Below are 26,353 nucleotides of genomic sequence, written 5' to 3' on the forward strand. Positions count from 1 at the left end.
AATCCTCGCCTCCATTACTCGAGATAGCCGAGATCTGCGAGTCGCTTTTCGACATCGTCGTCCGCTGTTTCGACCGACTGTGTCCCATCGAACCGTGGATACTGCTCCGTGCCGGCTGCGTCGACACACGGCAGCGGCGTGCCGTCCATCCGCTCGTCGAACGGAATCCCGAACGTCGAGAGGACCGTCGGAGCGATATCGAAGAGATGAGCGTCCCCGACGCCCGCTGTGGGCTCGATATCCGCGCCTCGAGCCGCGACCGTTCCCTCGAGTTTGTGGTTCCACGGCTCGCTTGGCGGGCCGAACTGCTCGTCTCGTAGCGTCGCCGACAGGAAGTGCTCAAAGTCGGCCGGGACGGTCACGATGTCGACGGCATCCTCGCTCTCGGGTCCGTGGAAGTACTCTTCGCGGGGTCGAACAGCCTCGAAGACGGGCTCCCCCTCGGGCGTTCGAACCGATCGCAAGGCGTCGATGAGTCGAGTTCGAACTTCCTCGTATGCGTCTGGCGGGACGACGCCGTTTGGCTCGCGGCCCTCGAGGTTCATCCGAACGCCGAGTTCGATCCGCGAGCGGACGTACGCGGTCGAATCGGGGAAGTCGACTTGCGTTGCTCCCGCGTTGACCATCCCCGTTGGGGCGTGCGATGCGACGAACTCGTCGAGCCCGAGTCGCTCGAGGGCGGCCCCGATACGCTGGCTTGTCAGCCCAAACCCGGCAGCGGTCGCCATCGCTCGCTCGGCGACGCCGGCCTCGTGGCGTGTCGTGTCGTCACCCTCCTTGAGATTTCCGTCCCGCACTGTCGCCCAGTTTGGCATTCCCCGACCGCCGCTTGCGGTCGTCACGAAGCCTTCTTCACGGAGGTAGTCATTGACGCGGAACTCCAGTCCGTCGTATGGCCCCATTCCGTGATCGCTCGCGACGATCACGTTTGCCGGCTCCGTTGCCTCGAGGATCTCGGCCAACTGCCGGTCGACCTCGCGGTAGATCGATCGAATCGCCGCGTCGTCGTCCGGCCGCTCGTGAAAGATCGAATCAGTCGCCTGGAACTCGACGAACCCGAACTCGGGCTCGTACTCATCGGCGAGGTAGCGAAACGCCTCTCCTCGCATGCGCACGCAGTCAGTGTACGCCTGCCCGAGGTCGGCTGCGTCCTCGTTAGGGTAGACACGGTACTCACCGATCGCCTCCCGGACGTCCTCGAGCAGCCCCGCGGGATGACAGTCGGGGTCCTCCGGGGCGGTGTAGCCTGGAATCAGCGCGCCATCGAACTCTCGTGGCGGATGCGTGACGGGGACGTTGACGACCGCGCTCGTGACCTCGTGGCGGTCGAGCAGTTCCCACAGTGTTCGCTCGTGGACGTCGGTCGCGTTGACCACGTCCCAGTCGTAGCCATCGAACGAGAGAAAGCCGTAGACCCCATGTTTGCCGGGGTTCATTCCCGTATATAACGAGGGCCACGCGCTCGCCGTCCACGGTGGGATCTGGGACTCGAGCGGTCCACTCGTCCCCTCTCGGTAAATCGACTCGAGGGTCGGTATCTCGTCAGCTTCGAACAGCGGCTCGAGTACCCGGTCACAGGCTGCGTCGATCCCGACGAGCAGCGTGTGAAGGGAAGATTTGTCGCTCATCACCGACACCTCCACGATACTGACCTTTCGTTATGACCTAGATTACCAGCAGCGTCTACGTTTACCGGAGATAGCCTGGTGCCACAGCGGACGAACCGAACGCTGACTCCCTCTCAAAAGCAGCGGCGAAATCATGCCCTACCACGTCTCCTCTTTGGCACAGAGAGACAAAACGAGCGCCGCGCTGGATGAGACGCTGCCGATCTTCATTCAGCTACTTGACACTGTCGTACAGCGACGCGATCGTTCGCATCCCCCACGAGCCGTACTCGAGACTGTAGTACGTCTCCAGTTCGGGGTTGAACTTCGCTTTGTATCGATTGATCCGGCGCGTGTCGGCCCCGACGAGGTCGTACGTCTCGAGGCCGTTCTCGAGGCCATCGTTCATAATTCCCCAGTCGAGCAGGTCGTTCGTCGGCACGTCGACATCGGCGTCGGTCCGCACCCCGCCCATCCATCGACCCGTGGTGCCGTCGTACTCGAGCGCCAGAATGCCGCCGACGAATTCGCCGTCTACGCGAAGGGTGTACGGACGCACGTGGCCGTTCTCGGATCGCTCGGCAAGTTCGAGGACGAACTCGACTGGGACGCCGAAGCTGATATCCTGGGACTCGTACCGATGTTTCACCTGCTCGTGGATCAGTCGAATCTCCTCGGGGCCGCCGACTGTGACCTCGTAGGCGTCGTCGTCGGTGTTCCGGATGTTGCTCCGGGCGTCGCTGCTGAACGACATCAGGAGGTCCTCTTCCCCAACGGTGAGGTCGACAGCGTAGGTGTACTCCGGTGTCACGTCGTATGCGTTCCATTTGAACGGGCGCGAATCCTCGAACGCCGTCGCTGTCCGGATGTGGCCGTATTTCGGATTCAGTTCCGACTCGATCCACTCGAAGCAGCCGTCCATGAACCGCTGGCGGCGACGCTCGCGTTTTCGCTGTTTCAGTTTCCCCATGTTCAGAAACGCCGGCCCGAGATACGGCACGCGGAGGTGTGGGGGCGGGGAAAACACCGTCGTGACGAACTGCTTCGTAATCTCGAAGACGGGAAACAGCCCAACCGGCTCCTGCCCTTTGAACCCGATCAGTGGGTGGATCTTCGCGTCTGCGTGTTCGGCCTGCACTCGCAGCGCCTCGAGTTCGTGACAGAGGGTCCCCTGTGGCGACTGCGCGACGTAGCCGTTCCATCGCTCCAGGTCGTCGTCTGTCGCGACGCGGACGTCGATGCTCATCTGTTCGACCACCCGGAGATGGCTGCTCGAGTGCTGTCGTGGGTCGCTCGGCGTTTCATACGAGAGGGATCGCTTTACGAGCACTTTGTAAGCATCCTGTTTCTGTCGTTCTGGCCACTCGAGTTGGGTTCGATGCGGAAGCGAAATCCTGCCACAGAACAGCGAGCTATCGCTGGCTGCTGTGGCCTCGCGTCTCCGCCCGTTACACCGAATCGTGCCGGTTCTGGTCGCTGGCTGGGTTGATCGTTCGTCGACTGACGAACTGGTAGCCGGGCTGAATAGTCGGTTATGCGACTAGTAACAATGACCGGAACGATCGATATCCGTATAACTGACGAATAAATGAAAGACATCCTGAACCGAACGTTTCGGCCGTTTGCAGCCGTTGGGCTAGACATCAAACATCTCTTCGCCCGGATCCCGTCCGATCTCGTTGGCGTTGCTGGATTTGTCGCTGTTGCAACTATACTGCTGACAGCTGTCGACGTCGCATCTCCGGTCGTGCGAGCCGCAGTCGGCTTTCCGCTGTTGTTTCTCGCACCCGGGTATGCCATGGTCTCGGTTCTGTTTCCCCGCACGTCACCGACTGAAACGACCGAATCAACGCCGCTAATCGGACAGACGTGGGACGTGACCGACGTCGAACGCGTCGCACTCGCGTTCGGCCTGAGTTTCGCACTTCTTCCGCTGCTCGGACTTGTCATCGCTTTTTTCTCGTGGGGGTTTACCACCTCGACCGTGGTCGGCACCGTGAGCAGCTTTGTCTTGGCTGGTGTCGCCATCGCCACCATCAGACGATTTCGAGTGCCTGTCCGTGATCGATACCAGTTCCGTCTCGGCCGAACACTCGGTGCCCTCCGGACGGCGATATTCGGAACGGGGTCGACTGTTCATACTGCCGTCAATGTGGTCCTCGTCGTCAGTATGCTCCTTGCTCTGACAAGTGTCGGCTATGCGTTCGTCTCCCCACAGCAGGGCGAACAGTACACTGACCTCCAGTTGCTCACGGAAGACGATTCGGGTGAACTGGTCGCTGCTGGCTACCCCTCGGATATCGAGCCTGGCGAATCGATGTCGTTTACGACCGCTATCGAGAACCAGGAAGGTCAGGATAAGGACTACACCGTCGTCATCCAAGAACAGTGGATCAACGATGGCGACGTTTCCGAGCGGACGGAGTTACAACGGACCGAGCACAGTGTCAGTGACGGCGTCACTGAAACAGACGAACAGAACGTTACACCGAACGCTGAAAGCGGAAGCGTTCGGATTGCGGTGTTGCTGTACGACGACGAAGTTCCCGAGACACCAACCACCGACAACGCCTATCGCCACGGCTACTTCTGGACCGAGATCGGCGAAGACCTCGAGGACGAGTAAGCTCTGTTAGCGGGACTGCCACCGCTTGTACGAACTTTTTACGATTTTGACCTCCCCACGGGTGTTTGAATTGTCTCTCCGAGAGGTCCACCTCGCCGTCTCGTTTGTCATCGGCGTGGGTATTACATTCCGATTGTATCTTGCTTGAGGATCGCTTATCTACGGCGCTGTCGGTTGCATCCTCGAGTCGCATACGTTTCCCATTTGCATCGTCCGTCGCTGACGACGACAGCGACCTGTTTGCGGTTGACTGTTCACTGACTGGCGTCTGACAGTCACAGCACGAGTGCAAGGTGCGCTCGAGCAATACTGCGCTACATTCGGGTGGCGACTTCGTTTGGATTATAGTAGCCACTGCACGTCACTGCACACCAGATCGCATAACGGGAGCGCGGTTCGGAGCGTGCGCGGTTCGGAGCGTGCGCGGTTCGGAACGAACGAAGTGAGTGAGAACCGCGGGAAAGCGAACGGGGAGGAACGACCCGTGAGCGATTACCGGAGCGAGAACCGCACTCTGGCGAGCGGGGAACGACGTGACCCGTGAGCGATGCGATCTGTGTGGACATCGGTTCAGCTGTTATTATAGCTCTCCTACGAGTCGGAACCTTGTCTCTATCAGTACTGCCAATTGAAACAAGAAACTTCGAAATCAACGCTGCAAAAGCTGTGATGCGGGTATTGGCTGTGTTACGTATAGAAACCAGTGAATAACAAGGTCTGTTATCAGAAAACGCTGTAGCAGCTTCGAATGTCAACTCACTCAATCGCGGATGACGAAATAATCACAAGACTGATTCTGTCGATCGGATTCCTCGCGCTAGCTGGGAGCGCACTCGTTGCCCACGCCACTCCGGCAATTGGATACGAGCTGTCGATTTACTCGATGACGCCTTCGGCCGTCTGGGTTGGTCTGCTCGTTGCGCTGGCCATCGCGTTGGCCGTTTCGTTCGTTCCCTTCTCGAGCGCTCATCGAGGAAGTCGTTCGATCGCACTCGCCCTTGGTGGACTTGTAATGGTCGTCTTCACTGGTTTGCCACTCATCCGGAACTACCAGTACTATGGACACCACGACGCGTTGACTCATCTTGGATGGGCGACGGCTATCAGCGACGGATCTCTTCTTCCGACAGATCTTGCCTATCCTGGCATTCACACGAGTGGGACGTTTATCAGCGCAGCCATCGGAATTCCGATTTCTCGAGCAATGTTGTTCGTCACGTTGCTTGCGACAATTATATTTCTCGTGTTCATCCCACTATGTGTAAGAAATATCATACCAACACCAGAAGCAACTACTATTGCGACTTTTTCAGCATTCCTGTTACTTCCGATAACCACGATTGCTACGCATCACCATCCCCACCCAATGACACAGGCAGTGCTGTTTTCGGCGCTTTTCGTGTACGTACTCACGAAGTACCTCCAATCGGATCAGAGTGAGGCGGTGGTGTCTATCGCTGGGGTAACCCTTGCACTCTTGTCGGTTGCAGCGGTCGTGTATCACCCGCAACTCGTCGCGCATCTCTTGCCTGTCGCTATCGCGATCTGTCTCGTACAGTTTTTCGCTCGTCGATCCTCGGCCGAGAGCAGTCGATCCACGGTCGCGAGCACGATTCGATCCCACCGGCCGCTGTACGGACAGACGTTATTTTTACTTGCCGTGTTTCTGGCCTGGACTGCCAGTGTCGGGTTCTACCTCGATACGGTCGCATACATCACGACTTCGGCTGCCGACTTCATTTTCGGAACCGGAGAGGCAGGAGCAGCCGTCGCGTCTCAGGGGGCGTCGCTGAGCGCGATTGGCGCGAGCATGGCCGAAATCTTTCTCAAACTCTTCGGAACGAGTCTGGTGATGATGTTACTCGTCGCCGGTCTGATTGTTGCCGTGTTCGGACTCGGTGTCCGGACGCAGTATGAGGCTGTGCCAGCGATGACAGCGTACTTCACCGCCGGTCTTGCCGCGCTCGGTGCGCTGTTCGTCCTCTACTTTATCGCTTCCGGGTCAGAGATATACTTCCGTGTCTTTGGGCTGATGATGGTCTTTGCCATCGTGCTTGGCTCGGTCGCGATCACGATCGGATTCACGTCGCTCTCGCGCCGTCTCTCCCGCCGCAGCGTCCAACCACTCTTTTCGGTCGGGTTCGCCATTCTGCTGGTGGCTTCGTTACTCGTAATCTTTCCCTCGCCGTACATCTACAACGCGTCGCCACACGTCACCGACTCATCGATGAACGGCTACGAGACGGCGTTCGCAAACCAGAGTGACGACATCGAGTTTGTCGGTCTTCGGGGTACTATTGACCGATTCGACGACGCGATTCACGGGAACGAAGAACGTATGCGGTCACACGAGAGCGCCTCCGAATCGGCGGTCGAAGATGGGTTGGTGTCGTCCTACGATTCGGATCGCTATCTGATACTCACGAAGGCAGATTACGAGCGCGAGCAACACGCCTACCACGGCCTGCGGTACACCGAACAGGATCTGCAGTCGGCAACGACCGAGCAGGGGGTCGATCGCATCCAGTCGAACGGTGACTTCGAGTTGTACTACGTCAACGCCGGGGCCGAATGAGCGTGACCAACTCAGGCGACAGATAGTCGACATTCGCTCATTGATTAACTGGAGCCAATTAACAACAAAGTGAAAATTAATACTCTGATGATATGATGGACTCAAAACCGAACGCGCTAGCCGATCGGCACGACCGGACGAGCGCCGTGACTGATCGATCAGCTATGATCTGTCAATCGATGGTGACACTCACCCGAGGCAGAAGCCTTCCGAAATCGTGTTTTGGCCGATCACTGTGGAATCACAAGCGACGGAGCGCTGCGCTACGCGGACTCCGTAATTACTGTCTCACGATGCAAGACACTGGTTCAAACTCCTACTAATGGCAGATCAAGATCAAAAACGTGAACTGTCGGCTTTACTCTCGAGTGCGGCGATAGTGATGCTCGGTGGCATCGTCAGCTCGGTTGCGAATCTGGCCGAACGGGTTGTGATCGGCCGATTGCTCTCGCCGTCCGCATACGGCGAGGTAAGCATCGGTATTGCGTTGTTGACATTCACGTTGATGATCGCGCTCGCGGGTTGCGAACAGGGTGTCTCACGGTTCATTCCACGCTATGATGATGTCGAGGACCAGCGGGGTGTTTGGGTAAGTGGCCTCGTTGTGACGGTCTTGCTCTCCGTCCTGATCGGCGCCGCATTGTTCGTCTCCGCGGAACCGATTGCGGCCCAATTCTTCGAAACGAACGCAGCGGTCCTCCTCGTTCAGTGTATCGCTATTTCACTCCCGTTCATCGTCGGCTTCCGAATTGCTGTCGCGGCGATCCGCGGGTACGAAAACACAGTCTATAAGACAATCATCCAGAGCTTCCTCGACCCATTCCTTCGGACTGCGATAATCGCGCTATTGCTGCTGGCCGGGGTCGGAATCGTCGCGGTGGGAATCGCGTATCTCGCCGCTGCAATCATCACGTTCGTCGTCGCCCACCTGTTGCTTAGTCGGTTAATGACGTTGCGTGGGCGCTATCGGACGCACATTCGAGAACTGGTCACGTTTTCCGCGCCACTGGTTATTTCGACCGTCATCGGTGTGATGCTCGCACGAACGGACACGCTCATGCTCGGCTACTTCCGGAGTTCCTACGAGGTCGGTATGTACGATGCGGCGTATCCGATAGCGACCGGCCTGACGATTGTGCTCTCCGCATTCGGGTTTTTGTACCTGCCGATCGCATCGCGGCTCGACGCCGACGGTGCGCGCGACGCCGTCGACGACATCTACGCAACGTCGACGAAATGGGTGTACGTGCTCACCTTTCCCGTTTTTCTCCTCCTCGTCATATTCCCACACGACATTATGGCGCTCGTCTTCGGCCCTTCGTACGCGGACGCGGCCACAGTGTTACCGATACTCGCGATCGGCTTCTTTCTGAGCGCGACTGCCGGCCGCGACCGAGAAACGCTGTCGGCTGTCGGTGCGACGACTTGGATCGCGGTTGGCAATGGGGTCGGCGTCACACTCAACGTACTGATCAACCTCGTTCTTATTCCGCAATACGGGTTCATGGGTGCTGGAGTCGCGTCCGCTATTTCGCTCACTGCGGTTCACGGCGTCATTTGTGGTATCCTCGCGATCCGCTACGACATTACGCCGCTTTCACATGAGGCAATCCGTTGCTACGTGTTCCTCCCGCTGGTGCTGCTCCCGATCGCGTTCGTTCTTGAGCCGTGGTTCTCAATTTCGCTGCTGACTCTCGGTCCAGTGCTCGTGCTCGTCGGCCTACTTTCGTTGCTTGTCGTTGGACTGGTCGGCGGACTCGAACCCGACGACGTTGTAGTGGTTGACGTCCTTGAGGAGAAAACCGGTATCTCCCTCGACATACTCCGGCAGTGGATTCCGGTGTCTGAGACGGCCGGCGAGACGTCCGAGTCACTGCCGACGGACTAGTTATGACGGTCACGTCAGCCGACGGCTACTCCGATTGACGGGTGACTTGTGTGGAACTTGGTTCGAAGTGGGTGCTAACAATCTATACCAGACCCATAACTATGCCTGCATGTCCGGACCAGTATCACGAGTGTATGACTGCAATTGTTCCGACAGGCCATTCACGTTCCGGACTGCCAGCGCGATCGATCGATCGACAGCGATGGGACCAATACCTGCCAGCGTTGCACGAACCGTTTGATAACGGCGGTGAGGTCGGTGGTGAGATGATTCCGGAAACCACACCTGCTGGGTGGCTAACCACCAGTCGGTTTGTCGTCCCTGGTGAGTGATACTGATGGAGCGAAACGTTCCGCTTCGTGGGTTAGAGACGAATTCAATTGACAATGTCTACGTGTTTATCGCTGACTCGGTCCGGTATGACGCGCTTCCTCAACGTGTTTCGGATCGAGGGCGATCGTTCAAGATGGCTGCGGCAGCCCTTTGTACACCGCAGGCGATGCCAAGCATCGCAACTGGGATGGATGCACCTCACCACGGAGTGACGTGGTTCAACGAGTCACTCACTAACTCGTTACCGACATTGTTCGATCTCGACGTGACGACGGGGTATAACGAGGTCGTCTGGGAAGGAAGAGCAGTCCAAGACATTCTTAACGATCCTGGCACGGTTGACCTCGAAACGGCTGACGAACCGTTTGTCGTTCTCGAGCATGATAACGGTGGTCACTCGCCGTACGTTGGATATAAGGACCACACGACCGCAGAGATGTTCTCGGAAATCTCGGACATCGAGCAACTTCGCGAGCTGTATCTGAGAACGGTCGAAAAAAGTACTGATCGATTCGAACAGCGATTACAGGTTCTCGAACGGCGCGGGCTGCTCGATAATACGCTTGTAATATACCTTGCCGATCACGGTGAGTTACTTGGCGAGCACGGCGGCTTTGTCGGCCATGGACTACCGGCTGCCCCAGAGGTCGTTTATGTTCCGGCAGTCTTCATCCACGACTCACTCGATAACAAGCACGGCGAGACGTTCCTCCATCACACCGACCTCTTCCCGACAATTCAGTCACTCGTCGACGACTCGAAACCGGTGGTCGACTGCGACGGCCAATCATTACTCACTGCCCTCGAGCCAGACCGTCCGGTGTACACTCAGGGTGTGATGCGTCCGAACGCGAAGTACCGTGACACGGTGCTTGATCCGAATTACGATGCGCCGAGTATCTGGACGGCGGACGGTGGGTATGTAATAAACGAAACGAGCAAATTCGTGTTACCACTAACCGCCATGTACGACGCGCTCTTTTCGGGATACACTGGGTCATTCGGCGGCGGCCAATCCACATCCCGAAAGCTCCTGAACACGATCACACACTACCTCGCGTCGGAGCGGACGTACGGAACGCCGTCAATTTCGAAATCTGAGGCGCGGCAGTTGACCGAACGAGTCGCTTCCGTTACTGTTGAGCCGGAGCAACGTTCGCTCGACGAAGAAACCAAAGAACATCTCGAACAGCTCGGGTACCGGTGAGAGCTATTGGCCGTTATCGGCCGCTCCTCTACCAATAGGCGAAATTTACTACATCTTGAACAGTTGGCGAACGTAAGCTACTGCGCTGAGTACGAGAGTGTTCCAAACGTCCGTTCGGACCGATTCGCGTATAGTGCTTTCCGACTGATGGTATTGTTTCTCTCTATATATTATCTGTATTACACATCTTTCGATGAGTTTGTTCTGGTATAAAGAAAGCACTGATTAACGGGACAGTGTTTGCGAATAGACTCTCTTTCTCAGCATACAATGTTCGACAGAGAGTCTATTGACGCGGATGATGACAGGCGTTCGCAGGTCGACCGTCGGTCGTATCTCAAAGGAATCGCGGCGACGGCGTCGCTACCGATCGCTGCCGGGATCACCGCTGCGGCATCCGACGACTATGATGAAATTGTTGTGTCTGCGAACGAGACGTACTCGAAGAGCCTTTCGAATGGTGAGACGTGGGGCAACGTCCTCATCGATATCTCGGCTCGCGGTGCGAAATTCCGTATCAACGCGACCGGGAACGACTGGACGATCCGAAACGTCGGCATCCGTGGCGAGTGGGACGACACTGCCAAAGACGAGCCGATTGTCCTCTCTGGCAACGGACGAGTCGAGAATTTCTACTGGGCTGACGGGACGAACTGGACGGCTGGCGGCGGTGCTGTGACAGGAATGTTCGTCCCGCCGAGCCACTCGGGCGAAATTATTATCGAGGGTGCGAACTTTCAGGACTTCGGTGATAACGCAGTCTACGCTTCGAGTCCAGGGAACCCGAATGACCATCCTGCACCTGGTAGCGGTGGTCGAGTGATTATTCGGAACTCATACGCGTCTCAGTGTACCCCTGCTGGGTTCCGTCTCGGGACTGACGGCTCGAAACTCGAGAACTGCGTGATGCACCGCAACTACCGCAACTACTGGGCGTTCTTTCAGCACACCGAACTCATTGACTGCGACCTGAGCAACGCCGACGGGACCGGCGACATCAGTCACCGCAGCGGACTCGGCGATGTGGTCCTCGGGGACGGCGCATGGTCGGCGTCGGACCACGCTTCGGTCACCGCGGAGAACACGTACTGGGAAACAGAAGGCTCCCACGGTGGGGCGAGCACAGGCAACATCAATGGATCGCCAGCCAACCGTGAACCCCGTACCGAACCCAGTGAGATCGAGGGACTGCCACTGTCGGCAGAGGAAGCCGCATCCGGTTCATCGGGTTCGTTGCCATCGCAGTCGCCGTCCCCGAGTTCGCCGGAGAACGGCGACGACGACGAGGACGACAGCAGTATCGAGGATGTCTGGAACGACGACGAATCCAACCACGTTGTACTTGAGCGCACCTCGGGACGGAGCACCGTCGAATACCGACTCGAGGGGTATGGCGACGCCGAGTCGGGAGAGTACGCTGATACGAACCCTGACGATCCGTATCATGACAGTACCGCAACCGATGGCAACGAGTTCGTTGTCGAAGGCTACCTCGGGAGCTTCCGCGACGACTACCACATCACTGGTGCAGTCGTTGAGGTCGATGCCAGCGCGGACGTCACCGCGACGGTCAACGGCCACGAGTTCGACCTCAGCGAACTGGAAGGGGTCGGCTCCTGGGACAGCGACGAAGACGACGTCGACATCGAGGACGTCTGGGAGGACAACGAGTCAAATCACGTCGAACTCCGCGGCGGCACACCCGATCAGATCGCGGAGTACGAGATTTTGGGATCCGGCGACGCCGAAGCCGGCGAGAACGCGGATACAAACCCCGACGATCCGTATCAGGATGTCGTGACGACCGACGGCGACGACTTCCTGGTCGAGGGTTTCCTCGGCGGACACGTCGACGACTTCTACATTACCGGTTCCATCACCGATGTCGACACGACCGCTGACCTGACTGCGACGGTTAACGGCCACGAGTTCGACCTCAGCGAACTGGAAGGGGTCGGCTCCTGGGACGGCGACGACGATGCCGAAACGTCGGACCTTCCCCACGCGATTGTCATCGACGGCGCGGAGGCAGCTGGCACGACCGACTACTCGCTCTCAGTCAGTGATGAGATTGTCCAGTCCGAATACAGCGGGGCGACGATCGATGACGGCGACAAGGTCGAAGGGACCACTGCCAGTGGCACCGTCGACGACGGTCTCGACGCCTACCGGTTCAGCGGCGAGATCACCGATTTCTGGCTTGCCGGCGAAGCCGACGTAACCCTCGAGTACAACGCTGATAACTGATTCCGTCGACCAACACCGTTCATTTCGAAAAGCGTGTGAGGAGAACTGGCGGTTGGCTCGGTGTTCGCCACGGCTCATCGCCGAAAGCACGGAGTAAGCCGACCATGCCGACAGTCGTGTCGTTACCCGATCAGATGACTCGAAGTCTCCTACAGGGTACGAGTAACGGCTTCGTGACATGTCACTGGCTGACTGTCCAGTAAACCGTAAACTCTCAACGTTCAAGAGTGACCTGCCCACCCAACACCGGGTGGGTGGATGTCACGAGAGTTGCCCGACCGAATCTCTCGCCAGCGCTGCGTCGACCATCGCCTCGAGATCGTCGACGTCGACGATGAGGTCGCTCTCGTTCGTCTCACAGCCGATGTAGCCGTACCAGCCGTCGACCTGCTTTGTGAGCATGTAGTAGATCCCGTTGACGCGGTTGATCGGCATCAGTTCGACAACCGAGACATTGTCTGCGTAGATGAGATCCGTCAACCCGGCTCCGTGTGGCGTCACGATACAGTCGGCCTGGGCGAACAGGGCGATGGTCTCCTTGACCGCCATCGATGAGAGTTCGTACCGTTCGAAGCCAGCGTGCTCGAGTCGCTTGAACGCGTCTCGTTCGTTTCGAACGCGGCGGCTGGTCGCGTCGTTTCGGCTGATATAGACACGGTCAGAGAAGCGGCTGGTGTCGACGGCACGAAGCGCTTGCTCGCGAAGTGACTCCCGGAGCCACTGATGTGAGAATGGGGACGGACTGGGTGGGTTGATTTCGCGTCGCATCGCGGGAACGACAAGCCGATCGACCTGACAGTACGTGGCGTCCCACCGAATCAGATCGTCGCTGTCGTAGCCGAGTAACTCGAGCGTCTCTAGCTGATAACTGTTGAGATCGGGACCGACGATCAGCTTCGGTGTTCGACCCGTTTCGGCGGTGTACTGCTCGACGCCTTCGAGTCGCGTCAGCGTTTCTGCGACCCAGTGGAAGTAGCCGCCGTCCCAGCTATTGTGGAGTAGGACTGCTTCGTCGATATCTTCTCGCCGGCCGTTCCCGGTCGCGATCCGTTTTGGCGACTCCCGGACTGAGTTGATGACATTAAGCGTCTGTACGTTCGGACTCACGGAAGCGTCGGCGACGTACCCAGACTCAGTCACCGCAAGCGGTGGCGAGCCGACGAGATGGGCATCGTGGACGACGCCGACAAACGGTTTGGAGACCGTATACCGTCCTCGCCACCGATCCATGCCCGGAATCTTGCCGGCGTAGCCGTCAGGCTCAGAAACGGTGACCGATTCCGGGTGCCCGTATTCAATGAGTGTATCGTTTTCGACGAACTGATCGTACAGTTCGGCTCTTGTCACCCGGTTTCGGTCTAGCGTCGTGAGCGCGACCGCGCATGCGAACCCTCGACTCTCGACGGTTTTTGTGAGCGTCTCGAGACTCATTATCACTGCCTCCACGTATTGGTATTTGAGTATGTGTGTGTTTACTGATCTTTTTTGTCGAGCTGACAGAATAACAAATCAAGAGCGAGGCCCCTTCTCGAACCGCATTGTCCGCCGATTGTCGGATAGGTGATAGCTGTTCCGTGGAAGAAATCGCATAACAATACGTGGCGGGAAGGAGGTGTCGGACACTGGAGCAATTGATGTCTGCCACGAATCAATACACCAAGACGGACCGCGCGTTCGTGCTTGGAATCGACGGCGTTCCCTGGGATCGCATCCACCGGTGGATCGAAGCAGGAGAGTTACCGAATTTCAAGACGCTCGCCGACGAGGGGGTCGGCACGCCGCTACGGAGCACGACACCGCCGACCACGCCCACTGCCTGGCCGTCGATTGCCACTGGCGTTTGGCCTGACAAACACGGCATCTACGGGTTTCAGAAACTGAACAAGGACTACACCCAGCAGATGAACACGAGCGCCGATCGCACGCAGCCGGCACTGTGGGACCTGCTTTCGCCGTCGCTCGTAGGAAACGTCCCGATGACATTTCCCGCAAGCAGCATCGACGGTACGATGGTTTCGGGAATGATTTCCCCGAAAATCAACCGCCGGGCGACGCATCCACCCGAGTTTGCGTCGGAAATCGATACTCACATTCCCAACTACGAAATCGGGCTGAACTGGCAGCAGTACTCTGGCGAGGAAACGCGGTTCAGGGACGATCTTACGTCGCTCGTCGACGCTCGCCGGGCGCTGATGAATCGACTGATGGAGACCGATGACTGGCGACTGTTTTTCTTCGTCTACACTGCACCTGACCGACTCCAGCATCTCATCTGGGACGATGACGTCATGCTTGAACATTACAGACAACTTGACGACATTCTCGGTGAGGTCATCGAGTATACAGATCAGAAGGGGGCGAACTTGTTTGTCGTCTCTGACCACGGGTTTGGACCGATCTCGAAGTTTGTTAATCTCAGTGCAGTTCTGGAAAACGAGGGGTATCTATCGCAGACGGAACGGACGGCAACGCGGGGATCACTCGACAAACTTGGAATTACGAAATCGACAATTCTGGGGACAATACGGAAGCTCGGGATCGACGATGGGCACGTCGTCGACACCCTTCCAAAACCTCTCGTCGATCGCTTTGCGACGCAGGTTCCCGGCGATCACGGTCTGTACGACGTCGATTTCTCGGAGACGGTCGCGTTCGCACACGGACCAAGTCACGTCTACATCAACGACACAGAGCGGTTCGAAGAGGGCATCGTGTCGCCAGCTGAGGTCCCGTCGATCAAACGGGAGCTGATGTCGATTTTCTCGGCAGTCACCGATCCAGAGACGGGAGAGACAGTACTGACAGTCTCTGACGGCGACGAACTCTTTCCGACAGACACCTACTCCCCTGATATCGTCGCCGTCGGACAGGACGGCTATGAGGAGAAGACAAAGCTTGCCAACGACGTTTTCGAACCCGCTGGCGCGAAAGCAGCCAGTCACCGGAGCGAGGGGGTCTTTTTTGCTCGTGGACCGAGCGTCAAGTCTCGTGAACTCAACTCGATCCCGGACCTGTCTGTCGTGGACGTCGCTCCGACGATACTCCACAGTGTCGGCGAACCTATCCCGGAAACCGTCGACGGCGAGGTCAGCACTGCGTGTCTCGCCGCTAACAACGCGCCAACTATGCGTGCGGTTAGCCAGTCAGCGGTCGACGACGCGGACGCCGAGCAGACCGAGGATTTCGACGACGTTGAGGACCGACTTCGCGGACTCGGCTACATGGAGTAGCCTGCTCGAGGCATTCGAACTGCGCTACGGTACCGTTCGTAAGCGAACGACACGATCGGGTCACAACACCGACCAGCGACGCTTGTTTTTGGCTTGCGGTCGCGGCGTGGACGGAGCGGTATCGATGTCCGGTTTTGATATGTTATATAAATTTGTCAGCTATCGTGTTGAGCCCGTTCGAGCGCTACTGTCGCGGCATTGCTGTGAACGAGCTGGGACCTGAACGCGCTGACTCGCCGTCGGTACATCGTCATCGGAAAAGCAGCAGTAGATGGTCCGTGAGCAGACGAATCTTGGACGACCGAAGCGACTCGCCTCCGACACTGACGACGGCTTTGAAGCGGGTTCTTACTTCAACGAACCTGAAATTTTCTGATACGCCGACTTCGCCAGCGTCATCTCGAGCCCCGACGACTCGACGACATAGTACGGCCGCAACTCGCCGTTGAACTTCCCTTTGTACTCACAGAGGCGCTCGGTGTTCGCCCCGACGAGATCGTAGCCAGTCACCGACTCGAGGTCGGGATCGGTGACGATGTCCTCCAAAATAGCGCGATGAAGCAGGTTGTTGACGCTGACGTGTTCGTAGGAGGCGGTGACGCCGCCTTGCCAGTAGTAGGCCAGGTCGGGCGAGAACAGCGTGATGATTCCGCTTTTGTACGTCCCATCGGGGGTTCGGGCCGCGTACACGCGCCATCGATCGTCGTCCAGACTCGAGAGCAGGTCACGGAGGAACAGCCGCGACATCGGGGCGGTGTCGTCGTATTCTTCGTACTGGTCGACGACGTCGTCGTAGATTCGGAGCGCGGTGTCGATGCCTTCGGTGCCGATCGTCAGATCGAGCTCGTCGTACCGGCGCATCTCGTTTCGAAGGCTCTTGCTGAACCCGCTCATCGCGTCATCGAGGTCGGCACAATCCTCGAGGTTGACGACGTACGTAAACTCGGGCTCTATCGAGAACTCGTTCCAGCCGTACGGCCGGGGGTCGGGATACTCGAGCGGGCAGGTCATCCGAAAGAGCGTCGACCGCTTGTCGACCTCGAGGTCATCGGCGACCGCGTTGGCTAACTCGCTGTTGATTCGTTCCCACTTGCGCTGTTTCGGACTATTGGGGTTGATGATCGGACCCAGTCGGGGGACGCCGAACGAGAGCGGTGGTGAAAACACCGTTCGGCCGACCGGTCTCTCGTCGACGAACACCGGCAACAGGCCGACGATCTGTTGGCCCTTGGCCGTCCCGTAAAGTCGCAGTTCGGCGTCGACGTGGGCGTCGAGGACAGCGAGTGCGTCCGGGTCGTGAAACAGTTCGTACCCCGACCGCGGTAACGCCTCGCCCCACTCCTCGAGCGTCAGTCGTTCAGTCTCCATGTGGGTCATCGTGCGGTGACTATTCGTTTTGTTATCGCGTTGTTACCGCGCGTAACGGCGGCTGTAACCGCGTCTCGATGGCGACCGAATCACTCACGACCGGCCGTCGGCGCCGCTGGGGCCGGTCACGCCTCGAGTGTCGTCAGAATGCGACGCCAGTCCTCGCCTGCTCGAGCCAGCGAGAACGAGCACCGAACGTCGGTCGCGTTCGCCGCGAGCGCGTCGCGCTCGTCGGGAGCGTCCAGACACCGAGCCATCGCGGCCGCGAACATCGTCGGCTCCCGATCGGTGACGACGAGGCCGTTGTGGCCGTCGACGACGACGTCCGGGATCGACCCGACCGGCGGCACCACGGGTGCGAGTCCGGTCGCCATCGCCTCGAGCATCACCAGCGGCAACGCGTCGCGACTCGAGGTGAGAACGAACGCCGTAGCGCGGTGGTAGTAAGCGAGTGGATCATCAACCCAGCCGACGAGATCGATTCGATCGCCAACTCCCAAGCGATTGATCTCCTCGACGACGTCGTCTCGGAGCGCTCCGTCGCCGACCATCGCTGCCCGGAACTCCCGGCCGGTTGCGTCGAGTTCGGCGACTGCGCGGACGAACCGTACCGGGTCTTTTTCTTCGCTGAAGCGGCCGACCCAGACGAACTCGTAGTCAGGCTCGACGTCATCCGTGGGCGGTCGGTAGGTCTCGATGTCGATCGCGTTGGTCAAGATTTCGATTCGGGTGGGTGCGACACCACAGCCGACGAGGCGCTCGGTGTGATCAGTTCCGGGAACAGAGACCGCGTCGAACCGCCTGAACGCCCACCGGGGGCCAGCACCGTACCACTGCTGTGCGTGATGGTCGAGGTCGATGCCGATGATTCCGAGGTGGGCCGGATAGCCGTAGAGCGCTTTCAGGATCAGCGCGTAGATCCCGTAGGGAACGAGTGAGATCGACGCGACCGCGTCGTACTCGTTGCGATACCCCTCGTAGAGGGCGAGGAAAAACAGGAGGACGACTCGAACGATCCGTGGGCCGACGTCCGGTACCGGAACGGCGGTTGCGCCGTCGATATCGGTGTCAGGATCGAGACAGACGAGCGTCGTTTCGCCGGCGACGTCCGCGAGTGGCCCGTAGTGGCGCTCGTTTTTGTGCGCCAGGCCCGTGATGACGAGGACGCGCATCTCCTCGGGACTGGAGCCGACCGTGGTGTGTGTCCCCTGGTGCTGGTCCCGATCGGCAGTCGCTCGAGTGCGACGCCCTTCGTCGTCAGCCGGCGCTGGCTCGAGGGTATCCGCCTCGTCCGTTGCTGTTGACTCAGTTGCGGGCTGGCTCATGAGTGCAGCGACGCCCGTTTGCGTTCAGTTTCCACACCTGATGGTGCCCGTTCTTCGGCCGCCAGCAGGAACTCGGACAGCGCATACGACATCCACCCTTGACACCACCGCATCAACGTCACTCGCTTCGTGTGGTGGCGATACTTGCGGTAGTAGAACTGTCCTTCGTTGACCTGCAGATTCGCAAGCACCCATCGGAGGATTCGCTCGGCGAACTCGAGGTCGCCTTCGTTCACAAAGACGAGCATTCCCTGCGTGCTGGCGTGGATATCGCGCGGATAGGCGTTTTCCTCGTCGAAGTTCGGCGCGCCGTCGAGTTCGAACAGGTCGGTTCGGTAGAACTCGAGTGCGTCCGCGAGCGTCTCCGCGTATCGGTCTGCGTCGACGACGTCACGGTACCGCTGGAACGACTCGATGACGAACCCATTGTGGTGGCTGTCCATCGAGAGGTGTGACGCTGACGCCGGGAGTCGGTACGGCCACCCACCGATGTCGGTCTGGTTGGCTGCGATATGATCGAGGATCTTCGTTGCCCGCTCGCGGAGGTCCTCGTCACCGAAATGCTCATAGAGGTCGACGAGCATCCCTGCCCCCAGTGCGGCCGCGTTGACGGTGTAGGAGTCCTCTGGATGGTTCATGTGGTAGTTGATTTTTGCGCCTTCATCGACCTCTCGATAGTTCAGATCCTCGACCAGGAACGACGTCGCCGTCCTGGCGATGTCAGCGTACTCGTCACCGAGCCCGCGCTCTGTGGCTCGTAAGAGCGCCTTGACCGCGTACGCAGTCGAGACGATATCCGGATCGCTTGGAACCCCTTTCGTATGGAAGTGCTGAATTTCGTGTCGATGGCCGCCACAGAAGCCGCTGTACCCCGTTATCTGTTCCTCGATGAGCCACTCGGCAAGTCGGTCGGCTTCAGCGATCGGATCGAACGCGAGCTGGTCTTGCTCGTTCCGGCGACATGCGAGTTCGTAATAGTTGAGATTCGCCATCGCAAACAACGCTACCCCCTTGTAGTTTCGCCGGTGTTCGACGCGGAGGAGTGGCCTGATGTCGACCGGCGTGCGTTTGACGACTTCCTGGACGACCAGATTGAGAACGCGATTTTCGAACGGCAACGCCTGCAGGAGCTGACTGCTCATCCCGTCTCCGTAATCTGGCCCAGCGTAGTCCCGACGACGGGCGTATGCGAGGGTCGAATCGAGAACCGAGACGTAGTAGTCGTCGTCTCGAGAAGACCAGGACGACGCGGCCTGTCCGTCTGGCTCGGGAGAAGTTCGTGACTGCATTGATGGCATTCTCAGAACATATTCACATTATTATACACCCGCTACCGATGTCTCGATCGAGACAGGGATCGACTGTCCATGATCCGGTTCTCCATTACATTCTGTACGAGCTAGATAACAAACCCATCTGCTGGAAAAGGAGTCACTCATGCGAGGGTGCTATTCAGCATGAACTACCTGTTTTTTACAAACACGCCTGCACACGTCCACCTGTACAAACACGCCATCCAGCGGCTGCGAGACCGTGGCCACGAGGTGCTCGTTCTCGCCCGGGATTACACCTGCACGACCGACTTGCTCGAGTGGTACGAGCTTCCGTACGTGGTCTATGGCGCCTGTGGGACGTCGAAAGGCTCGCTCCTGAGTCGGCTGCCAGCCCACTACACCCGTGCAATTACGCACGCTCGACGGTTCGATCCGGACCTCGTGTTTGGAATGGGGGGCTATGCAGCCCACACTGGTGCAGTGACGCGAACGCCGACGGTGTTGCTGATCGACTCTGAGCCAGCGTCGTTCGATCACACGATCTCGACACCGTTTGCTCGCTCCATTCTCACACCGAATACGTTCCGGAAGGACCTGGGTGCGAATCACTACGTGTTCACCGGATTCAAAGAGTGTGCGTACCTTCATCCGGAGACCTACGAGTCCGACCAATCGATTCGAGATCGACTCGACCTCGAGACTGACGAGCCCTACGCCATCCTTCGGCTCAATGCCTTTGGCTCACAACACGACGTCGGAAAACGAGGTATCACGGACGACGACTACCGTCGTCTCGTCGACCACCTCGGTGATGACGTGACGGTTCTCGTCTCCGACGAAAGCGGTGACGCCGACCTCGAAGGGCTTTCGGCCCGATCGTTCGACCTCCACCCCGCGTTGATGCACGATGCGCTCGCCGAGGCCGAACTGCTCGTTGCCGACACGCAGACGATGGTGACCGAAGCGGCACTGCTCGGAACGCCGGCGATCCGATCGAACTCGTTCGTCGGCGCCGACGATATGGGCAACTTCGTCGAACTCGAGAATCAGGGGCTGATCTACAACGTCGCGTCGGCAGATGCGATCATCGAACGGGCGATGCCACTGCTCGAAGCCACTGATACCGACGAGAAGTGGCAGCGACGGCGCAACGCGCTTCTTGCTGATAAGGTCAATCTCACCGACGTCATCGTTGACGTCGCGATCAACGAAGGCCACGTCGATGACCTCGAGGCGCTCCAGCAGTTCGGACAGACACCGGAGCCCGAACCCGCGAAATCCGTTGGTATCGGCGGCGACTGAGACGGGCTGCTGTCTCGATGGGGTGGTGCACCCGCAGAGTGGGTTTCGGGTGCACCAAAACTGTCGTAACAACTGAACCGATTGACACACCCATCGCACTGTCCGCGGTTCTCGATCGATTTCTCGCTCACAGGTCGTTCCTCCCCGTTCGGTGACTGGTTTTTGTTTTGACTCGATATCGACGCGAGCGAGATACTCGAGGCGTTCATCTCGTCTCCATCCCGAATACGGCGACGAACCGCTGAGATGACGTCCTCGCAGTGTCCACCGATCGCGTCTCAGAGCGACGCTGAGTCGGTCGTCCCGTCTCTCGAGCGAGCGTTCCAGACCGACTTCACAACGAACAAAAAACTGCGTCTCCAGACACGACGCTGCTGGCTTACCGATCGCGGCCCCGAACTGCCCACAGGGCAGCAAGCAGCGCGATCACCGCAGCGGCGATTCCGGCTTCGAAGCCGGGGATCGCCGACTCAGACGCCGGTTGTTGGGTGACAGTTACCCCCTCGAGCGAAGACACCTCAGCGGTGAACTGATATGCCGACCCCGATTCGCTGGTCACTGCCGTCTCGGATTCGACCCAGTCTCCACCGTCGGCCTCGTAGAGTGTGATGTCCTCGGGACTGAGCCCCTGCTGCTCGAGGTACTCTGCTTCAACGCTGAACGTGATCGTCGCCGAAGTGTCCTGTGTGGACTCGCCACTCATCGTCAGATACGATAGCGATTCGACATCATCGGGTGCGTCTGGCAAGCCGTCGGGCTGTCGGTCTTCGAACGTGATCGACCCACTGTCCTCGACGCCGGTCAGTTCGACCGTCTCGAACGTGACGTTAGCATCGGTTCCAGCCGTCGGCTGCAGCGCGATTCGGTCGTCGACCGACGCACCCTGGATGTTCGCGGTCGTTCCGTCGTCAGTTCGGTCGTACGAGACCGATGGGGTGTCACACGTCCCGGTCCGGATCGTTACTGGCTCCTCGAGCGATGGAAGCGCCGTGCGGTCGGGATCGTCAGCATCGCCGGAGAGCACTTCCCAGTCTTCGATCTCACCGTCGCCGTGGAACTCGGGATCGTACAGATCCTCGTTGTCGTAGTGTTCTGCGTCCTCGTTGAACGCTGGCTGAATCGTCACCGCGAACTCGTCGTTGAGGCCGCCCTGAATTGCACCGCCATCGGTTCTGGCCTCGCTCCAGATCCAGGACGCGGAGGCCCAGCCGTCGCCGCTATCCCATGTTGCCATGTTCGTTTCACCGTCGTAGAGGTCGTCCTGGACGACCCATTCTGCCTCGGATGGCAGGCCAGCGATATCGAACGTGACGGCGCCGCCCTCGGTATCGCCATCGACCTGATCGTGGACCATGACGAGGCTCAGCCCGTCAGTTCCCTCGTGCAAGAAGAGAATACTCGTATCGTCTTCCTGGAGGTGTTCGGTGCCGTAGGAGCTGTACATTCGATCCACGTCCTCTGGATGTGTTTCGTGGTTTCGGTAGTCGTAGAACGACTCGACCGTGCCGTTGGTCGACAGCGGTTCAATTGGGTAACAAGAATCGCCCTGCTCGACGACGTAGCTGTCAGTTGGTGTGCTCGCCGTCGTATCTGTATTTGCGCCAGAAAGCTGCACGAAACCGCCGACACCGCTGAGGACGAGGAGTAACGCGACGGCGACAGCAGCCAGTGAATTCGTGTTCATTGTTGTCCTCCAACACGTTCCGTGTGAACTGTCTCCGGTGTTCTGTCGACCGAGCGTTCTGTCGTCTGCGCGTGTGGTGCTTGCTCACTTTCACACTCGAGTTCGTTACAGAACGCGCCAGGTGAGCCGACCCATGCACCGAGCTCCTGGGCTCGGTGGACCAGCCAGCGATAGAGTTTGCGGTGGCCGGGGAACTCCTGTTCGTTGAAATAGCGTGGATGCCAGAGAACGGTCATGACGGCGTCGTTTTCCGCGGCTTCTGTCAGCAACTGTTCACAGGTCCGGCGGGCTTCCTCGAAGCTGGTTCCTGGATCCGGAAGCGCCTGGTCCATGATCGTCAATGGGAAGACGAGAAATTCGTCGTCGAACGGTCGGAGTGGGCGGTAGCTGCCGTGGAAGCCACACTCTGTTGTCGAGCCGAGACTCGTGTCGTAGTCGAGACCGATCTCGCGATGGTGGCGCCACGTGTCGGGGACTGTGAGCCGAAGGTGGTGCTGTCGACCACCGGTAACGGGCCTGCCGAGCACGTTCTCGAGGGCATGTTTCTCCTCGCGCAGCCGGTCTGGATCGTCTGGCGAGTGATAGGAGCCGTGGAGCCCGACCTCCCAGCCGCCAGCATCGAGTGCTTGGATGATGCTGGCGATTTCATTGGCAGTGATATCGTATCGACCGAGGTGTTGTACCCAGTTCGACGGCGACAGCCAGTCGCTGGCTGGGCGGTCGGTTAATAAGTGCTGTTCGTTCAGAAAGTAAAACGCGGAGCGGACGCCCAGTTCTGCCTCGAGTTGCATGATCTCGCCGAACTGCCAGTACGGGTTCGACGAGGAGAGCGCCGTCCGGAGGTGGTACTCGGGTCGCTCCTGGGTTGCGTAGTACAGCGATCGGAGTCCCTTGTACGGCCGATCAACGTCGTGAGTCAGACACAGCCCGAATTCGGCGTCTCCGGGGAGCGCGTCGACGCGTGAGAGCTGTAGCTCCGAACTCTCGTCCTCGGATGGCGGCATCACGTTTCGTCCACGGCCGTCGATTACTGGGCTCGAGTCAGGGTGCCAACTCGAGCGGTCCGCCTCGCTGCTCATTCGTTCACCCACCGGTCGGTCCCGGTCGTATCGAATGCGACGCCGCCGACAGCAGGGTCGTTCGACACCACGTCTCGTTGCCGCGACCCCGCGGCCGGTTCCGACGGATTCCGTCGGGCAGCTCTTGAGAGCCGATCGATCCGAATCGTGTCACTCATTACATCTTCAGTATCACTGGAACGAATACGATAGTAAACGACGACATTATGGATTTATTGGATGTCCATAACTGCGGACTGGTGGCCGTTTCAGCTCATCGAACAGTGTGCCTCGAGTCGCCTCGAACGCTACTCTCGTCGCTCAGAGCGCCGTTCAGACCGATTACGACTCGGGAGCGTCCCGATGATGAGTCGTTTGCCGGCCAGCACACACTCTCGCAGAACGGGGGCACCGTCTGCGAGCCAGACGAGGGCTGCGACCATCACGAGCCCGAGTTGGAGCCACATATACGTCGATAGCTCGCCCGCCAGCAGGTCCTGCTGGTACCGAGTAAACAGCCGCGTGAACTCGTTGAGAAATCCGTGGCTGTGGTCGTTTGATCCGACCGTTTCGACTGGCCAAAGCAGCACCTCGATGTTTATCTGTCCGCCCCGGAGATAGCCATCGAGCACGTCCGATGGGGGGTGAAGCAGGTAGCCGAGACCGAACGCAACCCCTGCTGGTGTCCGACCGACCGACCGAGCCAGAAGCCCGACCACGATCGCAAGCGGGACTGCAAAGAAGATCGAATGCCCGAGCGCATACCCCGTCTGGAACACGCCGAACTCCCAAGCGAGCGGTTTATCGATGAGATCTGGGAGGACCGAGGCGAACACGGCTGCAAACGCCGCAAGGGCGGTCGGCGGCTCTCGATAATAAAGCCGACTGAACAGTGAGTAGGCGAGATAGCCGACGATCGCATGCTCCCATGGCCACATCAGGGGAAGGCAGCCGCTTCGACGGGTTAGTTATGGGCGTTGTAACCGCTGACCTCCTCGAGAGTCGTCAGGGTGTCGGTCAGTCAGCGCAGTCAACCTGTTGTTCGAGCTGACTCACGATCCGAACCGCTGCGTTTCCACTCCCATAGAGGTCGGGCTTTGCCGGCGGATCGGCGGCGGCCCGAACGGCGTCGACGATCTGTTCTGTCTCTGCGCCAACGAGTGTGTTCCATCCTGCGTCGATCGTCTCGATCCACTCCGTCGTTTCGCGGAGGGTCACACAGGGCGTATCCAGATAGAACGCCTCTTTCTGAACGCCACCGGAGTCCGTTGCGACGCAGGCGGCCCCTTCCACGAGTTTGATGAACTGCCCGTAGTTGACGGGATCGATCATGCGGGTTGCGGCTGCTGCTCGTTCCCAAAGTCCGTACTCGTTCAGTGCGGCAACCGTCCGCGGATGTGCGGGGAAGATGACCGGAACGCTGAGCTGTTCGAACGCGTCGATGATCGCTGCAAGCCGATCTCGGGTGTCCGTGTTCTTGGCGCGGTGGACCGTCGCGAGCACGTACTCGTCGGGAACGGTGAATTCGTCGAACTCGGTCCCACAGACCTCGTCTCGAATCTGCAAGAGCGTATCGTACATAACGTCCCCCGAGACGAACACACCCTCGGTAATCCCTTCCTGCTCGAGGGTGTCCTTTGCGTGGGTACCTGGCGCAAAGAGGAGGTCCGAGCAGTGGTCAGTAATCCGTCGATTGACTTCTTCGGGCATTGACCAATCGTGTGATCGTAACCCGGCTTCGACATGGGCAAGCGTCGGTGACGACTTTGCTGCGACGAGCGCGCCCGCGAGTGTTGAGTTGGTATCCCCGTAGACGAGCACGACATCTGGCGACTCGTCGTCGACGATCTGTTCTAACTCGGTCATCATTGCCGCGGTCTGTCGGGCGTGGGTGTCAGAGCCGATTCCGAGATGGAAATCAGGCTCTGGAAGGGCAAGTTCGTCGAAAAACACCTCGGAGAGTTCGGCATCGTAGTGCTGGCCGGTGTGGACCATGATCTCTTTGTGGTCGTCTTGGAGCTGCTGGGAGACGGCAGCAGCCTTGACGAACTGTGGTCTGGCACCGACGACCGACAGGACGTCCATCAGCTTGCCACCTCATTCGATCGTTCGGCCTCTATTTCGGTGGTGAGTTTCTCATCCGTCGGCGTCCTGTACGGCTTGTTCTCGCGTTCCTCGCTGGATGCTGCCCTCGAGGTATAGCGGCGTCTTTGCCGGCTGTGTCCGAGCGAACGGTTGTTGTGACTGTGACTTCGATCCATGCGCTATTTGACCGTCTAAGCCCGCTACAGACACGCTATTAGTAAATAATCGTATAACTGAAACTCTGTCTCCGAATAGAAAGTAGCAGACTGATAATTCTGCAACCGAGCTAATTGCTGTCCGTGAATACTGGAACAACGTCTCCCTGCTACGGGCAGCGCGATCGCTCCGATTTTTCGCAGCCGGACTGGTAACCGCCTCGCTGCTCTCTTGGACTCGGTTCTACAGGGCCACGTGCCTCGAGATCACAAGCGACTCCGTCTCTCGAACGATGTGGTCTCGAGGCGGTTCACGAATGCGTGTTAGCGAACACTGCTGTAAAAATCAAGACGCGGGCTGTTGTTCATGGAGTGCGGAATATCGGGTC

Annotated in this window: 18 protein-coding genes; 7 read left to right on the plus strand and 11 right to left on the minus strand. The window is 58.8% G+C overall.

The annotated features are described in order from the left end of the window. Positions 1-14: 14 nt before the first annotated feature. Together ACERJA_RS15300 and ACERJA_RS15305 are read right to left on the minus strand one after the other, a co-directional pair. Entirely contained in the window at positions 15-1,628 is a 1,614-nt protein-coding gene (locus ACERJA_RS15300; protein ID WP_373609116.1) for an alkaline phosphatase family protein, read from the minus strand. A gap of 214 nt (positions 1,629-1,842) precedes the next feature. Continuing rightward, positions 1,843-2,853, minus strand: coding sequence for a lipid II:glycine glycyltransferase FemX (locus ACERJA_RS15305; RefSeq protein WP_373609117.1), 1,011 nt, complete (start codon positions 2,851-2,853; stop codon positions 1,843-1,845). 342 nt (positions 2,854-3,195) lie between these two features. Here ACERJA_RS15305 and ACERJA_RS15310 point away from each other — a divergent pair, with 342 nt between their 5' ends. The 5 genes from ACERJA_RS15310 to ACERJA_RS15330 all read left to right on the plus strand — a co-directional run bounded on the left by ACERJA_RS15310 (position 3,196) and on the right by ACERJA_RS15330 (position 12,483). After that, positions 3,196-4,233, plus strand: a complete 1,038-nt coding sequence (locus ACERJA_RS15310) for a DUF1616 domain-containing protein (RefSeq protein WP_373609118.1) — start codon at positions 3,196-3,198, stop codon at positions 4,231-4,233. Positions 4,234-5,599: 1,366 nt separating this feature from the next. Further along, positions 5,600-6,808, plus strand: a complete 1,209-nt coding sequence (locus tag ACERJA_RS15315; protein WP_373609119.1) for a hypothetical protein — start codon at positions 5,600-5,602, stop codon at positions 6,806-6,808. A 322-nt stretch (positions 6,809-7,130) separates the two neighbouring features. Then, positions 7,131-8,696 carry a flippase gene (locus ACERJA_RS15320; RefSeq protein WP_373609120.1) on the plus strand — a complete coding sequence of 522 codons (1,566 nt, stop codon included), beginning with the start codon at positions 7,131-7,133 and terminating at the stop codon, positions 8,694-8,696. Positions 8,697-9,033: 337 nt separating this feature from the next. Continuing rightward, complete coding sequence (locus tag ACERJA_RS15325; RefSeq protein WP_373609121.1) at positions 9,034-10,236, plus strand: sulfatase-like hydrolase/transferase; 1,203 nt, start codon at positions 9,034-9,036, stop codon at positions 10,234-10,236. A gap of 270 nt (positions 10,237-10,506) precedes the next feature. After that, positions 10,507-12,483 carry a hypothetical protein gene (locus ACERJA_RS15330; RefSeq protein ID WP_373609122.1) on the plus strand — a complete coding sequence of 659 codons (1,977 nt, stop codon included), beginning with the start codon at positions 10,507-10,509 and terminating at the stop codon, positions 12,481-12,483. A 261-nt stretch (positions 12,484-12,744) separates the two neighbouring features. Here ACERJA_RS15330 and ACERJA_RS15335 read toward each other — a convergent pair whose 3' ends face one another. Then, positions 12,745-13,914 carry a DUF563 domain-containing protein gene (locus ACERJA_RS15335; RefSeq protein ID WP_006067276.1) on the minus strand — a complete coding sequence of 390 codons (1,170 nt, stop codon included), beginning with the start codon at positions 13,912-13,914 and terminating at the stop codon, positions 12,745-12,747. Positions 13,915-14,117: 203 nt separating this feature from the next. On the opposite strand from ACERJA_RS15335, the gene ACERJA_RS15340 reads away from it, so the two are divergent. Continuing rightward, a complete protein-coding gene (locus ACERJA_RS15340; protein WP_373609123.1) occupies positions 14,118-15,713 on the plus strand; it encodes an alkaline phosphatase family protein in 1,596 nt (531 codons plus the stop codon). Between the two features lie 348 nt (positions 15,714-16,061). Here ACERJA_RS15340 and ACERJA_RS15345 read toward each other — a convergent pair whose 3' ends face one another. The 3 genes from ACERJA_RS15345 to ACERJA_RS15355 all read right to left on the minus strand — a co-directional run bounded on the left by ACERJA_RS15345 (position 16,062) and on the right by ACERJA_RS15355 (position 19,695). Then, positions 16,062-17,081 (minus strand): GNAT family N-acetyltransferase, encoded by a 1,020-nt coding sequence (locus tag ACERJA_RS15345; RefSeq protein ID WP_373609124.1) that lies wholly within the window; start codon positions 17,079-17,081, stop codon positions 16,062-16,064. 125 nt (positions 17,082-17,206) lie between these two features. Then, positions 17,207-18,406 carry a glycosyltransferase gene (locus tag ACERJA_RS15350; protein WP_373609125.1) on the minus strand — a complete coding sequence of 400 codons (1,200 nt, stop codon included), beginning with the start codon at positions 18,404-18,406 and terminating at the stop codon, positions 17,207-17,209. Continuing rightward, entirely contained in the window at positions 18,403-19,695 is a 1,293-nt protein-coding gene (locus ACERJA_RS15355; protein WP_373609126.1) for an antibiotic ABC transporter permease, read from the minus strand. The genes ACERJA_RS15350 and ACERJA_RS15355 overlap by 4 nt, the downstream gene beginning before the upstream one ends. Positions 19,696-19,863: 168 nt before the next feature. Between ACERJA_RS15355 and ACERJA_RS15360 the strand changes: the two genes are divergently transcribed. Continuing rightward, positions 19,864-20,982 carry a DUF354 domain-containing protein gene (locus ACERJA_RS15360; RefSeq protein WP_373609127.1) on the plus strand — a complete coding sequence of 373 codons (1,119 nt, stop codon included), beginning with the start codon at positions 19,864-19,866 and terminating at the stop codon, positions 20,980-20,982. A gap of 379 nt (positions 20,983-21,361) precedes the next feature. Here the strand turns inward: ACERJA_RS15360 and ACERJA_RS15365 are convergent, their stop codons facing one another. The 5 genes from ACERJA_RS15365 to wecB all read right to left on the minus strand — a co-directional run bounded on the left by ACERJA_RS15365 (position 21,362) and on the right by wecB (position 25,809). Continuing rightward, positions 21,362-22,666, minus strand: a complete 1,305-nt coding sequence (locus ACERJA_RS15365) for a PGF-pre-PGF domain-containing protein (protein ID WP_373609128.1) — start codon at positions 22,664-22,666, stop codon at positions 21,362-21,364. Then, on the minus strand, positions 22,663-23,670 hold the full coding sequence (locus ACERJA_RS15370; protein WP_373609233.1) for a polysaccharide deacetylase family protein: 1,008 nt from the start codon (positions 23,668-23,670) through the stop codon (positions 22,663-22,665). Before ACERJA_RS15370 ends, ACERJA_RS15365 begins: the two co-directional genes overlap by 4 nt. A gap of 71 nt (positions 23,671-23,741) precedes the next feature. Next, entirely contained in the window at positions 23,742-23,903 is a 162-nt protein-coding gene (locus ACERJA_RS15375) for a hypothetical protein (RefSeq protein ID WP_373609129.1), read from the minus strand. Positions 23,904-24,032: 129 nt separating this feature from the next. Beyond that, positions 24,033-24,662: a metal-dependent hydrolase gene (locus ACERJA_RS15380; RefSeq protein WP_373609130.1), complete on the minus strand. Its 630-nt coding sequence runs from the start codon at positions 24,660-24,662 to the stop codon at positions 24,033-24,035. 79 nt (positions 24,663-24,741) lie between these two features. Continuing rightward, entirely contained in the window at positions 24,742-25,809 is a 1,068-nt protein-coding gene (wecB, locus tag ACERJA_RS15385) for a non-hydrolyzing UDP-N-acetylglucosamine 2-epimerase (protein WP_373609131.1), read from the minus strand. Between the last annotated feature and the right edge of the window lie 544 nt (positions 25,810-26,353).

This window comes from Natronorubrum sp. A-ect3 (genome assembly GCF_041821125.1).
GTDB lineage: Archaea > Halobacteriota > Halobacteria > Halobacteriales > Natrialbaceae > Natronorubrum > Natronorubrum bangense.

Excerpts from the sequence above, each read along its gene's own strand:
- ACERJA_RS15300 (WP_373609116.1), bottom strand. The coding sequence starts at position 1,628 with ATGAGCGACAAATCTTCCCTTCACACGCTGCTCGTCGGGATCGACGCA.
- ACERJA_RS15305 (WP_373609117.1), bottom strand. The coding sequence starts at position 2,853 with ATGAGCATCGACGTCCGCGTCGCGACAGACGACGACCTGGAGCGATGG.
- ACERJA_RS15310 (WP_373609118.1), top strand. The coding sequence starts at position 3,196 with ATGAAAGACATCCTGAACCGAACGTTTCGGCCGTTTGCAGCCGTTGGG.
- ACERJA_RS15315 (WP_373609119.1), top strand. The coding sequence starts at position 5,600 with ATGACACAGGCAGTGCTGTTTTCGGCGCTTTTCGTGTACGTACTCACG.
- ACERJA_RS15320 (WP_373609120.1), top strand. The coding sequence starts at position 7,131 with ATGGCAGATCAAGATCAAAAACGTGAACTGTCGGCTTTACTCTCGAGT.
- ACERJA_RS15325 (WP_373609121.1), top strand. The coding sequence starts at position 9,034 with ATGGAGCGAAACGTTCCGCTTCGTGGGTTAGAGACGAATTCAATTGAC.
- ACERJA_RS15330 (WP_373609122.1), top strand. The coding sequence starts at position 10,507 with ATGTTCGACAGAGAGTCTATTGACGCGGATGATGACAGGCGTTCGCAG.
- ACERJA_RS15335 (WP_006067276.1), bottom strand. The coding sequence starts at position 13,914 with ATGAGTCTCGAGACGCTCACAAAAACCGTCGAGAGTCGAGGGTTCGCA.
- ACERJA_RS15340 (WP_373609123.1), top strand. The coding sequence starts at position 14,118 with ATGTCTGCCACGAATCAATACACCAAGACGGACCGCGCGTTCGTGCTT.
- ACERJA_RS15345 (WP_373609124.1), bottom strand. The coding sequence starts at position 17,081 with ATGGAGACTGAACGACTGACGCTCGAGGAGTGGGGCGAGGCGTTACCG.
- ACERJA_RS15350 (WP_373609125.1), bottom strand. The coding sequence starts at position 18,406 with ATGAGCCAGCCCGCAACTGAGTCAACAGCAACGGACGAGGCGGATACC.
- ACERJA_RS15355 (WP_373609126.1), bottom strand. The coding sequence starts at position 19,695 with ATGCAGTCACGAACTTCTCCCGAGCCAGACGGACAGGCCGCGTCGTCC.
- ACERJA_RS15360 (WP_373609127.1), top strand. The coding sequence starts at position 19,864 with ATGAACTACCTGTTTTTTACAAACACGCCTGCACACGTCCACCTGTAC.
- ACERJA_RS15365 (WP_373609128.1), bottom strand. The coding sequence starts at position 22,666 with ATGAACACGAATTCACTGGCTGCTGTCGCCGTCGCGTTACTCCTCGTC.
- ACERJA_RS15370 (WP_373609233.1), bottom strand. The coding sequence starts at position 23,670 with ATGCCGCCATCCGAGGACGAGAGTTCGGAGCTACAGCTCTCACGCGTC.
- ACERJA_RS15375 (WP_373609129.1), bottom strand. The coding sequence starts at position 23,903 with ATGAGTGACACGATTCGGATCGATCGGCTCTCAAGAGCTGCCCGACGG.
- ACERJA_RS15380 (WP_373609130.1), bottom strand. The coding sequence starts at position 24,662 with ATGTGGCCATGGGAGCATGCGATCGTCGGCTATCTCGCCTACTCACTG.
- wecB (WP_373609131.1), bottom strand. The coding sequence starts at position 25,809 with ATGGACGTCCTGTCGGTCGTCGGTGCCAGACCACAGTTCGTCAAGGCT.